Raw genomic sequence first — 12,563 nt, 5'->3', positions numbered from 1 at the left:
CTTAATAAAAACAATACGAATCAACTAAACAGGTTCTTTCAAAAAAAGGGGCTGTTTGCAAATCAATGCAGACAACCCCTTTTCGATATTCCGTACTTAATCTATTTAAGCATCAAATTCTTTAAGTGCTTTTTTCACACGTGATATTACCTCGTTTTTGCCGAGCAATTCAACAATCTGAAAGACATCTGGTCCAAATTTACCGCCTACCAACATAATCCGGAATGGCATCATCAGTTCGCCCATTTTCATTCCCGATGCCTGAATCGCATCTTTGAAGAAAGGTTCCAATTCAGCAGCTTTCCACGTATCAAATCCTTCTAATGATTGGTTTATACCCTCAAAAAATGCTGTTTTTTCAGCAGACCACTTAGGCTTTACAGCATTCAAATCATATTCCGCAGGTTGCAAAAAGAAGAAAGACGCCTGACTCCAAAAGTCCTCAACAAAAGTTAAACGCTCTTTCACAGCATCCAATACCCTGCTCACGTAAGCTTCATTGGCATCTACTTGATGATGTTCCAATACTGTTTTGATCTGTGGCAACAAGGATTCTGTCGACGTGCGTTTAATCCATTCATGGTTGAACCATTTTGCTTTTTCAAAATCAAATTTCGCACCGGCTTTACTGATACGGTCAACACCAAATTTTTGAATCAATTCATCTAAGGAGAAAAGCTCCTGTTCAGTGCCATCATTCCAACCTAACACGCCGAGCATATTGACAAAAGCCTCGGGTAAGAAGCCCATCTCACGGAATCCTTTTGTTGTATCGCCAGATTTAGCATCGGTCCAGTTCATAGCATAAACAGGGAAACCCAAACGATCGCCGTCACGCTTGCTTAGTTTACCGTTTCCATCTGGTTTAAGAATCAACGGAAGGTGCGCCCAGCCTGGCATGCTATCTCCCCAACCGAGGTATTCCCACAATAAGATGTGGATAGGTGCCGAAGGCAACCACTCTTCACCACGGAATACATGCGATATTTCCATGGCCTTATCATCTACAACAACAGCGAGGTGATAAGTCGGCATGCCATCTGCCTTAAGCAATACCTTATCATCGACAAGATTTGTATCAAAAGCAACCTTTCCACGGATCATATCAGTGAATGATACCGTTTCATCTGTTGGAATCTTTATACGGATGGTGTGCGGAGTGCCCGCATCCAATAATTGTTGAGTTTCAGCCTCAGACAAACTCAATGAATTACGTAATTGAAGTCTGTTCTCGTGGCTATAGCGAAAATTAGGCTGCAACTTACGCTGCTCATCCAGCTCCTCTGCTGTGTCAAAAGCATAATAAGCATAACCATTCTCGATCAGCTGTTCAGCATATTTCCGGTAAGATGGTTTTCGCTCACTTTGACGGTAAGGTCCGTACTCGCCTCCTTTTAATGGGCTTTCATCTGGAGTCAAACCACACCATGCTAAGCATTCGTTGATATATTCCTCAGCACCTGGGACAAAACGAGTTTGGTCCGTATCCTCGACACGTAAAATAAAATCTCCCTGATGCTGACGCGCATAGAGAAAATTAAACAAAGCTGTACGTACCCCACCAAGGTGAAGACCACCTGTCGGGCTTGGTGCAAAACGCACTCTTACTTTTCTTTCTGAACTCATGTCGCAAAATTACCACAAAATTTTTGATTTGGGCGGCACCATAACTTCTTCAATGAAATAAAAGTGCAGAAAACAGACATTTATTCAGTAATTTGCAAATTAAGGACACGAATACGGAATCATGAAACCCTCTCAGATTACCCAGCAACGCTGGAAATTTATCTTGCTTATCTTTGCCGCAGTCATTGCTGTCGCCTCGCTGGTTTATACCAATTACCTCGTTCGAAATCTTGCACATGCCGAACGTTCGAAGGCTGAGGTATGGGCCATGAGTACCAAAAATATCATGACCATGCCCGACGTTGATGATGAATTCATTACATTTATTTACGCCGTAAGAGATAGTCTAAATTTACCCGCAATTATTACTGACGACAAGGAAGACATTATTTTCTGGCGCAACCTCGATTCCACAAAGACAAATATTAAACCCGGACACAACGACAGTGTTACAAAGCATCTCGATTATGACCCGGCCTATTTCCAAAAACAGCTTGCATTTATGAAGAAAAGCCATCCGCCCATTACGTTGGAATTGGAAAATGGACAAAAATGGCGTGTTTATTATAAAGATTCATGGTTTTTACAACAGTTAAGGGTGTTTCCTTATGTGCAACTATCGCTGATTGCACTCTTTCTCATTATTGCTTATACCGTTTTCAATTCTATCCGGAAATCCGAACAAAATCTCGTTTGGGTAGGGCTCACGAAAGAAGCCGCACATCAGTTAGGCACCCCTATTTCGTCGTTGATGGGTTGGTTAGAATTGATTCGCATAAAATTCGATGCCGAAGAAGATGATACCCTAAATGAAATGGAAAATGACATTAAGCGACTTGAAATCGTCGCTGATCGCTTTTCGAAAATAGGATCTACTCCCGTGCTGACTAACCATAACCTGTATGATGTCATCAAAAATTACATGGATTATTTTCGCGTACGAACCAGTAATAAAATTGCTTTCGAATTAAAAGGCGACACACATCTTGAAGCACAGCTTAATATTCCACTCTTTGATTGGATTATCGAAAATTTATTGAAAAACGGAGTAAACGCCATTGGCACAGAAGGAAAGATAACTGTTAATATTTCAGAAAATATTGCGAAAGAAGAAATTTTTATAGACATTAGTGATACGGGCAAAGGAATTCCGAGATCAAATTTTGAATCTGTTTTCCAGCCAGGGTTCACAACTCGGAAAAGAGGTTGGGGGCTTGGCCTTAGTCTGACAAAAAGAATGGTGCGGTACCACCAAGGGCAAATTTTTGTAAAAGAATCTGAAGTAGGTAAAGGAACAACATTTCGAATAATCTTAAAAAGCAATTTAAAATATGAAGCCACTCAAATCTGACGAATATCCAGCAGTCTACGCGCCTTATATTGAGACTGTCGTCGATAACGTGTTTGATGCACTAGAAGAACAAACGCTCTCCTTTCCAGCATTTCTGGACACGATACCAGAGGAAAGAGGTAATTTTAAATACGCCGAAGATAAGTGGACAATCAAAGAAGTTGTTGGCCACGTCATCGATAATGAGCGTATCATGGCTTACCGAGCATTGCGTTTTTCACGTAACGACCTTAAAGAGCTAGCCGGATACGACCAAGACTACCTCATTCAGTATTCCCGTTACAACGATCGCACCTTAGAAAGCCTGAGCAAAGAATTTACTTTTCTCCGCAAAGCGAACATGATGCTTTTCAATAGTTTTAATGAGGCTGAATTAGAACGTAAAGGGATGGCATCTGAACGGCTAACAAGTGTAAAAGCGCTCTTGTATGTCATTGCGGGCCACCTCAATCATCATCGCATCATTATCCAAGAACGCTATTTAAACTCAGACGATGTCAAAAATTTGGTTTCAGCATTACAGCATTGAGGAAATAAACGTATTTTTCAACAAATACCTATCGGGTCTGCTCGAGATTCAAGCGACAGAAATTGATGACAACTCCATCACAGCGACCATGCCGGTGACAGATAAAGTCAAACAACCACATGGTATTTTACATGGTGGTGCTTCTGTCGTTCTGGCGGAGTCTTTGGGAAGTATCGCATCTAACCTCGTGGTTGATCCAGAAAAATACCGCGGAGTTGGACTTGAGGTAAATGCTAATCATATACGCCCGGTAAGTAGTGGAGTAATTACAGCAAAATGTAGTCCAATACACATTGGTCGGTCCACACATATTTGGGAAATAAAGATGTACGATCGCTTCAACAAATTAAATTGTATCTCAAGACTCACAGTAGCTATCGTTCCAAAATAACGATAACTATACGACTCCTGCTAACTCGATTTATCACCTCGATCCAATTACAATTCGACAATATTTATAAGCAAAGAAGGATAAATTTCACAATTTATCCTTCTTTTTTTTGTCAATTAATTATCAAAATCCCCCAAAAATATGCCTTTATTTATTTCCAATATTCAAGAAATTTAAGTAGTCTTGTAGGATGGATACTTTAAAAATCAGTAATTATGAAGCGCAATCGTTTGTTCATTCCTTATTCCTACTGATTTACCAATCCTCGAACGATAACTTAACTAAATATAATAAAACAAAACATGACCACTAATCCTAACGTTGGTAAAACAGCCTTTCGCCCTATGGCCATCTGCTGTGGTTTATTTTTTATCCTCGGTTTTATTACCTGGGCAAACGGAACCTTAATTCCATTCTTAAAAATTGCTTGTAACCTCGAAACAGATTTACAAGCTTTCTTCGTAACCTTTGCTTCCTACATTGCTTATTTTTTCCTAGCACTTCCAAGCTCAGTCATCATTAAAAAAATTGGTTTCCAAAATGGTTTAGTTGTCAGTCTTATTATATTAGGTTTAGGGTCTCTGATCTTTATTCCTGCAGCAGATAATAGAAGCTATGGCCTATTTTTAACAGGAATCTTCATCCAAGGTTCAGGAATGGCATTGTTACAAACAGCCGTTAACCCTTACTTAAGTATTATTGGCCCCATTGATAGTGCTGCACAACGCATCTCAATTGCTGGTTTTTTCAATAAATCGGCCGGTATTATTGTACCTATCCTTTTCGGAACACTCTTTTTAAAAGATGCTCAAAAAGTAACAGCAAAATTAGAAGCAACAGCGGATCTTGTCCAAAAGAATGCGATCTTAGATGATCTTCTTCAACGCGTACACACACCGTATATCTCTCTTGCAATTATTTTCGTTGCCTTCGCAATTTTCTTAAAGTTCACACACTTGCCTGAGGTCGATATGGATGCAGAAGAAGAAACCAGCGCAGAAAGCGGAACTGTGGCAGCAAAGAAAACATCGATATTTCAATATCCACATTTGTTCTTGGGGGCTTTGGCAATTTTCTTCTGTGTGGCCGTCGAAGTTATGGCAGGCGATATCATTGGCGTCTATGCACGCGAACTGAAAGTTGATCCTTTCTTTACAACCTATGCAACAGCATTTACACTCGCTTGTATGTTGATCGGTTATATTATTGGTATCATTTCTATTCCAAGATTTGTATCACAACAAATGGCCTTACGCATTTGCACAATCATTGGCATCACATTTACCATTATTTCTGTTTTTACGACCGGTACAACTTCATTTATATTCGTTGCCTTGTTAGGAATCGCTAACTCCCTCATGTGGCCAGCTATCTTCCCGCTAGGAATTAAAGGCCTTGGAAAGTTCACGAAAACAGGGTCAGCCATCATGATTATGGGTATTGCAGGTGGTGCTATATGGCCTTTGATCTACGGATTGTTAAAAGATCATTTACATATTGATTTTCAACACGCATTCTTATATGCAATGATTCCGGGCTATCTATACATTATGTTTTTCTCTATAGTAGGCCATAAGGTTGGCAAAACGAATTAACGTAAATCCATCTTATATTTAAGAAAAAATGGCATCTAAAAATAGATGCCATTTTTTCTTAAAATTCTTCCTATTTTTAGGAGATAGATGCTTTAAAAGCCATACATATGACAGATCCTCTATAACAAGGGTTTCTTTTTTCATAGAAAAAATAGAAAGTATGGTCAAATGAAATGCCTGTCAATAGCACGTTGAACCACCGGATCAAGCACACAACAAAACAAACAATGATACAGATGAAAAAGAATCTTTTTGCAATTGCCATTGCCGCAACAATGATGTTTACGGCCAACGAATCTTTTGCTCAGCTAAAGCTACCTGCAGCAAGTAGCTCACAGACAGTTACACAAGGACTAGGTATTGAAAACGTAACCCTTAATTACAGCAGACCTAGCATGAACGGTCGTAAGATTTTTGGTGATCTTGTTCCTTACAACGAAATATGGCGCACAGGTGCAAATACAAATACCACATTAACCTTTGAAGGTGATGTTGAGTTGAATGGACATAAGCTTTCCGCCGGAACCTATGCTCTTTTCACGATACCGAACAAATCGGAATGGACCATCATCATCAGTAAAAACACAAAACAATGGGGCGCTTATACCTATAAACAAACCGAAGATGCCTTACGCTTCAATGTTAAACCTCAGACCTTAGCAACTCCAGTGGAGACATTTACCATCTCTTTTGACAATGTTACACCTACAGGTGCTGTATTGAGTTTGGTTTGGGAAAAAACGTCAGTAAAGGTTGATCTCAAAGTCAATCAACAGGCTAAAATATTAGCTTCGATCGACGAGGCTATGAAGGGCGAGAAAAAACCTTATTTTGCCGCAGCCCAATATTACTTCAGTAATAACTTAGATCTAAATAAAGCGCTAAACTGGTTTGACGAAGCTGCCAAAGCTCAACCTAAAGCTGCCCACGTCCTTTATTGGAAAGCAAAAGCTCAATTAAAAGCTGGCGATAAAAAAGGTGCAATAGAAACTGCAACGAAAGGTCTTGAAGTTGCCACAGCAGATAAAAATAGTGAATACATCAAATTGAACACACAAGTTATCAACGCTGCAAAGAAATAGGTATTTATAGCTAAAAAATGCCCCCAGAAAGTATCTCACTTTTTGGGGGCATTGCATTTAAGGCCTTTTTTATAACTCGTCTTTTAGTTTTATAGCTCGTCTTTTAGCAATTGTTCAAGTTCTTCTGGGGAAACGTTCATATTGACATTTCCGTCTTTCGCAAAAGAGATCTCACCGGTCTCTTCAGAGACAATAACAGCAATCGCATCCGAGATTTCCGTCACCCCAATAGCGGCACGATGCCGTAGTCCGAATTGCAGCGGCAAATCCTCACTATCCGACAATGGTAGCACACAAGATGCTGTCATAATCTTAAAATCAACAATAACGACTGCACCATCATGCAAAGGGCTATTTTTATGAAAGATACTTTCAATCAAACGCTTCGAAATATGAGCATCGATATACTCACCACTACTCTGGTAATACTCCTCATCAAAATATTTTGAAAAAACCAATAAAGCGCCTGTCCGTGTACGCGACATGCTTCTACAGGCTTCAATAACGGGTTTTATATCCTCCGTCAAATCCTTTTGTATAGCCTTCTTATTCCCGATAAACGACCAAAAAACCTTTTTCCGCTTCATGGATATATTCTTCCCAACGTGCAGTAAGAACCGCCTGATTTCCTGTTGGAACACGACAATCAATGCGATGGACCCTACAGATATAAAACCACCGAATATTTCGGTCAGCAAGCGCATATGCATCTGCTTAACGACTATGTAAACACCATAAAACAGTGCTACGCCAATCAGGATATTAACGGCAATGGTCCCTCTAATCAAACTATAGATATAGTAGATAATAATCGCTACCAATATGATATCAATAACGTCCAATAGGCGAAAGCCGCTAAACAGGCTATAGTCGATTCCATCCATATATGCAAGTTAAAAAAAAATAGATATTATTTGTATTTTTACAACATAACATACAGGAAAATGACTAGACTTTCAGTAAATATCAATAAAATCGCAACGCTCAGAAATTCTAGAGGTGGTAATAACCCTAATCTAGTATCTGCGGCATTAGCCTGTGAACGTTTTGGAGCACAGGGTATCACTGTCCACCCGAGACCTGATGAAAGACATATTCGATATCAGGATGTCTTTGACTTAAAAGCAGAAATTCAGACCGAACTCAATATTGAAGGAAATTGCCAGGAACAGAAATTTATTGACCTCGTATTGGCCAATAAACCAGCACAAGTAACCTTAGTGCCAGATACCGAAGGACAATTGACCTCGAATCATGGCTGGGATACCATTAAGAACAAAGCCTACCTGCAAGATATGTGCAAATTGTTCAAAGATGCAGGTATACGCGTTTCTATCTTTGTTGATCCGGTCGAAGAAATGGTAGAGGCAGCGGCAGAAACCGGAACAGATCGCATTGAGCTTTACACCGAAGGATTTGCCACGGAATATGGCTTTGACAGCGAACTCGCTATAAAACCTTATTTCAAAGCAGCCTTAAAAGCACGTGAAGTCGGTTTAGGTCTAAATGCAGGCCATGACTTAGATCTCAACAATCTGCAATATTTCAACCAACATATCCCCGAACTCCTGGAAGTAAGCATAGGCCATGCCCTCATCGCCGATGCTCTATACTTAGGACTAGAAGAAACGATCAAACGTTATCTAGCTTGTTTGAAATAATAGCATGTTCGGCGAAGAGCGCGAACTATATAAATAAGCTTATTGTGACCTAGCGAATTGCACAAAAAGACATAAATAGAAAAAGGGCTTTCTTAAACGAAAGCCCTTTTTATTACCCCACAGATAGCGGTACTATTGCTGAACTTGCAATTATTAATGAATTCCTTTAAAGATACGGTTCCAGCGAATTTTCGAAAGTCCGGTACCAATGTCGTCCCAGCTCATCCAAGTAAATAAGGCCTTTCCGACAACATGATCCTCTGGAACAAATCCCCAGCCCCTTGAATCCAAAGAATTATGGCGATTATCACCCATCATCCAAAAGTAATCCATTTTAAAAGTATAATGGTCTGCTTTCACATCATTGATATAGACTCCATCCGAACGTTTTTCCAACTTGTTATTTTCGTAAACACGGATAGCTCTTTCATAAATAGGCAGAGTCTGTGCATTTAATGCCACTGTCCATCCTTTCTTCGGGATTAAAATCGGTCCAAAATTGTCAAAATTCCATTTGTATTGTGGATCATACGGATAAGCTCCTTCTCCACCAGGATTTCTTCTGATTTCTTTGACATTCGACCAAGATTTTACAATGGCTAGTTCATCTTTTGTCATGAACAACTGATAAACACCAGGCTGCTGATCCCCGCCGACCGCTTCTATTCTCAACTCTCGTAACCTATCCATATTTAATGGGGTACCATCCGTTAATACGAGATAGTCCAGTTGGCTTTCTGGAGGATCAAATCCCGGTTGATCGTTCACAAAGAGTTTGGCATCTTTCATGAAAATTTTATCACCCGGCAATCCAACACAGCGTTTAATATAGTTCTCCCTCTTATCGATAGGTCTTGCCTGGATTGTAAACTGAGAATTGACAGTCTGCCAACCATAAACTCGAACAAGATCATAATAACTTGAATTTTGGTTTTCAAGTGCAACAGTGTCACCTGCAGGAAAATTGAAAACAACGACATCATTACGTTCAATCTTTTGAAATCCTGGCAAACGTTTATAAGGTAGTTCAATTAATTCAGAATACGCTTTTCCTCCAGTGATAGGCATCGTATGATGTGCAAAAGGAAACGCAATCGGCGTGTTAGGAACACGCGGTCCATAATTTAACTTGCTTACAAATAAGAAATCCCCGATCAACAAGGTGCGCTCCATAGATCCTGTAGGAATCATATAAGCCTCGATCAGAAAGCCACGAATAAGCGACGCTGCCACAGTTGCAAATACGATGGCATCTGCCCATTCGCGTACCATGGATTTCTTGTACGGATATTTAATTTTATAATCTTTATAAGATTCAAGTGCAATTTCGGCACGCTTCTCCGCTGTCAATTCAACACCATCTTGGCTCGCAGCCTTTAAATTTTTAGCATATAAGCCATTCAAAAAACGCACATTATTGTCCTTTGCCCACATTGGCAGAACAATAAAAGGCACTAAAACTGCAGCAGCATTCTCCCAAAACCGGCGTTTTCCAAAACAATGGATAAAATCAAGATAAAGATTATAGAAAACAAAGACATTGACAATTGGAACTAGTAATAGAATCACCCACCATGTAGGTCTTCCCGTCAATTTTGCCTGAATATACTGGCTATAAAAAGGCACGATCGCTTCCCAGCCATTTCTGCCAGCTTTAACAAACAATTGCCACAATCCATATCCCGATATTGCTGTTAAAACCGCAAATATAATTAAGCCCATAATCTACTAATTAGTACTATTTATTAAAATCAAAAATTTCAGTAACCTGATAGAAACCTCTTTTGCCATTCAACCATTCAGCAGCAACTACAGCTCCTAAAGCAAATCCATCACGGCTATGTGCGGTATGCTTAAACTCTATTTGGTCAACCTCAGAACTATAAAGTACCGTATGTGTTCCCGGAACCTCTTCGATACGATGGCTTTCAATTAAAAGCTCCTGTGGTTTTGGAATAATTTCATCCTGATCACCAATAACAGTATTCACCCAGGTGGTTTTCACATCGCTATTATCCAATATCCCCTCAGCAATCGTAATTGCTGTACCACTTGGTGCATCAAGTTTATGAATGTGATGTATCTCCTCTACCTGAACATCATATTGTTTGTATGGCTGTAGGGCCTTCGCCAACATTCTATTGATATGGAAGAACACGTTCACTCCGATGGAAAAGTTAGATCCATACAAAATGGAACCATCAGCCTCCAAACACTTCGCCTTAACTTCCTCCAGTTGATCATACCAACCGGTTGTTCCGACGACAATAGGCACACCTGCCTCAAGGCAAAGATTCATATTATCCAGTGCCGCGAAAGGTACACTAAAGTCTATTGCGACATCAGCTCCTTTGATATCATCAGCAGTCAGGTTGGGACGATTATGTTCATCGACAACTAAAAAAATTTGATGGCCTCTTTTCAGCGCGTATCTTTCGATAATCTGCCCCATTTTGCCATATCCCAAGAGAATGATGTTCATATATTTAGAAAAAAAAGTATAGTTTATTTTTAAAATTAAAAAATTCCAATGAAATACCCATGTTTAAAAACCACAAACATCAATCTAAACTGGCCGTGTATATGCAATATTCACTAAAAGACAAATTAGATAAACCCGGATCAACAATCATTTCCAATCGAAATATCATTTTAGGAATACGGGATTTAATTGAATTTCATGGTCAATTTAAGTCCTACAGTAGGTTTAAATGAATAAGTTCCCGATGCGAGACTCGCATCCATTAAAGTAGGTCCAATTAAGAAAGCAGTCTTTTTGGGCTTATCGTCACCAATACTCCAGCGATATTTAAGCATCGAGTCAATATAAGCCTCTGCGACATTCAGGCCATAAACACCTAAGGTTAGCAGCACCATGAGGTCTCGATTTCGCCGCGCATTATCTTTTGCACGGATGATAGATTGGTCTGAGATTCCGATGTAATAAGGATCAATTGGCTTACCAAGAGCTTTGTCTTGTAATACCCCCAGTAGTTCCTTATAATAACGGTTATTAAAATCAAAAACTAGTACGGTTGTTATTAAGCCACCATAGATTGCAGGCACTTTTATCCACCAAACGCCACCGTTGGTGTATTGTCCCCAGCCTGGAAGAACCAAAGAGCGTTTCCAAGCCTGTTTATTTTTTGCTTCAATAGCCAAGCGTGTCGAATCCTTAAACACAACCTTCTCTTTCGCCTTAGCCTCCTCCTTCTCCCGTTTTTTACGTTCCTTCCGAGACTCTTTCTTTACGGTATCCTGTACCGATTTTTGTTTTATGCTATCTATTTTGACTGGTGCTATTTGTTTCTTAGGAATTGTATCCACAGTCTGTCCATGTACCACCGACAGTGCAAACACCGCAAATATCAAGCTTATTAACTTGGCCATATTACCAATCTAACAATTCAAGAATGCGACTTAAATCATCTTCCGATTCAAAAGGGATCTCAATTGCTCCTTTTCCTTTTGTGCTCTTCAGATTCAATTTGACGCGAGAAGAAAATTTTGACGCCAGATCATCTTCAATTTTCTGCAATTGAAAAGACATCGGAGCATTATCTTTTCCAGCTTTTTTCTTACCTCCTTTTTGTAACTCACGAACCAACTCCTCCGCCTTACGAACGGATAAACCTTGATCAATAATCAACTTAAAGATATAAAGCTGCTTATCAACCTCCGGAATATTAATCAAAGCACGAGCATGTCCCATGGTCAATGCGCCATCGCGTATTGCCGCTTGAATGACAGGTGGGAGTTTTAATAAACGGAGATAATTTGTAACAGTAGAACGGTTTTTGCTGACACGCTCACCCAATTCTTCCTGTTTTAGATTACATTCCTCAATCATGCGCTGAAAGCTCAAGGCTACTTCAATCGCATTTAGGTTCTCCCGCTGAATATTCTCAATCAGGGCCATTTCCAGCATCTGCTGGTCGTTGGCGGTACGGATATACGCTGGAATTTCGGTAATACCGGCCAGGCGTGAAGCACGGAGACGTCGCTCTCCGGAGATCAACTGATAATTACCGTCCGAAATTTTACGTACGGTAATCGGCTGAATTAATCCTTGTAAAATAATCGATTCCGATAACTCCTGTAAGGCAACCGGATCAAATTCTGTACGCGGCTGAAAAGGGTTGACAGATATTTCTTCTACACGAACATGGCTGATACTGCCATTCTCTTTTGTTGTTTTTACAGCAGTTGATGTAACTAGAGGAGCTTCTTCTACTTGCTGATTACTTTTAGCAGGAACTTCTACACTATCGTTTAATAGCGCACCTAAGCCTCTTCCCAGTCCTGTTTTACGCTGATGTGCTGCCATA

The 12,563-nt window shown here is 39.9% G+C and carries 12 protein-coding genes; 6 read left to right on the top strand and 6 right to left on the bottom strand.

Annotated features, from left to right (window positions below; translation table 11 throughout):
* Positions 1 to 105: 105 nt before the first annotated feature.
* The gene (gltX, locus tag HS960_RS22280) at positions 106 to 1,626 is read right to left on the bottom strand and encodes a glutamate--tRNA ligase (protein ID WP_182330649.1); all 1,521 of its coding nucleotides are present in this window, start codon (positions 1,624 to 1,626) and stop codon (positions 106 to 108) included.
* A gap of 121 nt (positions 1,627 to 1,747) precedes the next feature.
* Between gltX and HS960_RS22275 the strand changes: the two genes are divergently transcribed.
* From HS960_RS22275 to HS960_RS22255, 5 genes are all read left to right on the top strand, one after another.
* The gene (locus tag HS960_RS22275) at positions 1,748 to 2,977 is read left to right on the top strand and encodes a sensor histidine kinase (protein ID WP_153844359.1); all 1,230 of its coding nucleotides are present in this window, start codon (positions 1,748 to 1,750) and stop codon (positions 2,975 to 2,977) included.
* On the top strand, positions 2,958 to 3,506 hold the full coding sequence (locus tag HS960_RS22270; protein WP_153844360.1) for a DinB family protein: 549 nt from the start codon (positions 2,958 to 2,960) through the stop codon (positions 3,504 to 3,506). The genes HS960_RS22275 and HS960_RS22270 overlap by 20 nt, the downstream gene beginning before the upstream one ends.
* Positions 3,472 to 3,897 carry a hotdog fold thioesterase gene (locus tag HS960_RS22265; RefSeq protein WP_046673622.1) on the top strand — a complete coding sequence of 142 codons (426 nt, stop codon included), beginning with the start codon at positions 3,472 to 3,474 and terminating at the stop codon, positions 3,895 to 3,897. Before HS960_RS22270 ends, HS960_RS22265 begins: the two co-directional genes overlap by 35 nt.
* A 302-nt stretch (positions 3,898 to 4,199) precedes the next feature.
* The gene (gluP, locus tag HS960_RS22260) at positions 4,200 to 5,492 is read left to right on the top strand and encodes a glucose/galactose MFS transporter (protein WP_153844361.1); all 1,293 of its coding nucleotides are present in this window, start codon (positions 4,200 to 4,202) and stop codon (positions 5,490 to 5,492) included.
* A 236-nt stretch (positions 5,493 to 5,728) separates the two neighbouring features.
* Positions 5,729 to 6,574, top strand: coding sequence for a DUF2911 domain-containing protein (locus tag HS960_RS22255; protein ID WP_153844362.1), 846 nt, complete (start codon positions 5,729 to 5,731; stop codon positions 6,572 to 6,574).
* Positions 6,575 to 6,663: 89 nt separating this feature from the next.
* Here the strand turns inward: HS960_RS22255 and cdaA are convergent, their stop codons facing one another.
* Positions 6,664 to 7,458 carry a diadenylate cyclase CdaA gene (gene cdaA / locus HS960_RS22250; protein WP_182330648.1) on the bottom strand — a complete coding sequence of 265 codons (795 nt, stop codon included), beginning with the start codon at positions 7,456 to 7,458 and terminating at the stop codon, positions 6,664 to 6,666.
* A gap of 60 nt (positions 7,459 to 7,518) precedes the next feature.
* Here cdaA and HS960_RS22245 point away from each other — a divergent pair, with 60 nt between their 5' ends.
* Positions 7,519 to 8,235 (top strand): pyridoxine 5'-phosphate synthase, encoded by a 717-nt coding sequence (locus tag HS960_RS22245; protein WP_159727442.1) that lies wholly within the window; start codon positions 7,519 to 7,521, stop codon positions 8,233 to 8,235.
* A 153-nt stretch (positions 8,236 to 8,388) separates the two neighbouring features.
* Here the strand turns inward: HS960_RS22245 and lepB are convergent, their stop codons facing one another.
* The 4 genes from lepB to HS960_RS22225 form a co-directional block, all read right to left on the bottom strand.
* Complete coding sequence (gene lepB, locus HS960_RS22240; RefSeq protein ID WP_153844364.1) at positions 8,389 to 9,957, bottom strand: signal peptidase I; 1,569 nt, start codon at positions 9,955 to 9,957, stop codon at positions 8,389 to 8,391.
* A 16-nt stretch (positions 9,958 to 9,973) separates the two neighbouring features.
* Positions 9,974 to 10,717: a 4-hydroxy-tetrahydrodipicolinate reductase gene (dapB, locus tag HS960_RS22235; RefSeq protein WP_153844365.1), complete on the bottom strand. Its 744-nt coding sequence runs from the start codon at positions 10,715 to 10,717 to the stop codon at positions 9,974 to 9,976.
* A gap of 185 nt (positions 10,718 to 10,902) precedes the next feature.
* Complete coding sequence (locus HS960_RS22230; RefSeq protein WP_120335101.1) at positions 10,903 to 11,625, bottom strand: DUF5683 domain-containing protein; 723 nt, start codon at positions 11,623 to 11,625, stop codon at positions 10,903 to 10,905.
* A gap of 1 nt (position 11,626) precedes the next feature.
* Positions 11,627 to 12,562 carry a ParB/RepB/Spo0J family partition protein gene (locus HS960_RS22225; RefSeq protein WP_153844366.1) on the bottom strand — a complete coding sequence of 312 codons (936 nt, stop codon included), beginning with the start codon at positions 12,560 to 12,562 and terminating at the stop codon, positions 11,627 to 11,629.
* Between the last annotated feature and the right edge of the window lies 1 nt (position 12,563).

The sequence above is a fragment of the Sphingobacterium paramultivorum genome (genome assembly GCF_014109745.1).
Classification (GTDB): Bacteria; Bacteroidota; Bacteroidia; order Sphingobacteriales; family Sphingobacteriaceae; genus Sphingobacterium; species Sphingobacterium paramultivorum.
This window is presented reverse-complemented; position numbering and strand designations above follow the sequence as displayed.

Excerpts from the sequence above, each read along its gene's own strand:
- gltX (WP_182330649.1), bottom strand. The coding sequence starts at position 1,626 with ATGAGTTCAGAAAGAAAAGTAAGAGTGCGTTTTGCACCAAGCCCGACA.
- HS960_RS22270 (WP_153844360.1), top strand. The coding sequence starts at position 2,958 with ATGAAGCCACTCAAATCTGACGAATATCCAGCAGTCTACGCGCCTTAT.
- HS960_RS22230 (WP_120335101.1), bottom strand. The coding sequence starts at position 11,625 with ATGGCCAAGTTAATAAGCTTGATATTTGCGGTGTTTGCACTGTCGGTG.
- HS960_RS22245 (WP_159727442.1), top strand. The coding sequence starts at position 7,519 with ATGACTAGACTTTCAGTAAATATCAATAAAATCGCAACGCTCAGAAAT.
- gluP (WP_153844361.1), top strand. The coding sequence starts at position 4,200 with ATGACCACTAATCCTAACGTTGGTAAAACAGCCTTTCGCCCTATGGCC.
- HS960_RS22265 (WP_046673622.1), top strand. The coding sequence starts at position 3,472 with ATGTCAAAAATTTGGTTTCAGCATTACAGCATTGAGGAAATAAACGTA.
- lepB (WP_153844364.1), bottom strand. The coding sequence starts at position 9,957 with ATGGGCTTAATTATATTTGCGGTTTTAACAGCAATATCGGGATATGGA.
- HS960_RS22275 (WP_153844359.1), top strand. The coding sequence starts at position 1,748 with ATGAAACCCTCTCAGATTACCCAGCAACGCTGGAAATTTATCTTGCTT.
- cdaA (WP_182330648.1), bottom strand. The coding sequence starts at position 7,458 with ATGGATGGAATCGACTATAGCCTGTTTAGCGGCTTTCGCCTATTGGAC.
- HS960_RS22255 (WP_153844362.1), top strand. The coding sequence starts at position 5,729 with ATGAAAAAGAATCTTTTTGCAATTGCCATTGCCGCAACAATGATGTTT.
- HS960_RS22225 (WP_153844366.1), bottom strand. The coding sequence starts at position 12,562 with ATGGCAGCACATCAGCGTAAAACAGGACTGGGAAGAGGCTTAGGTGCG.
- dapB (WP_153844365.1), bottom strand. The coding sequence starts at position 10,717 with ATGAACATCATTCTCTTGGGATATGGCAAAATGGGGCAGATTATCGAA.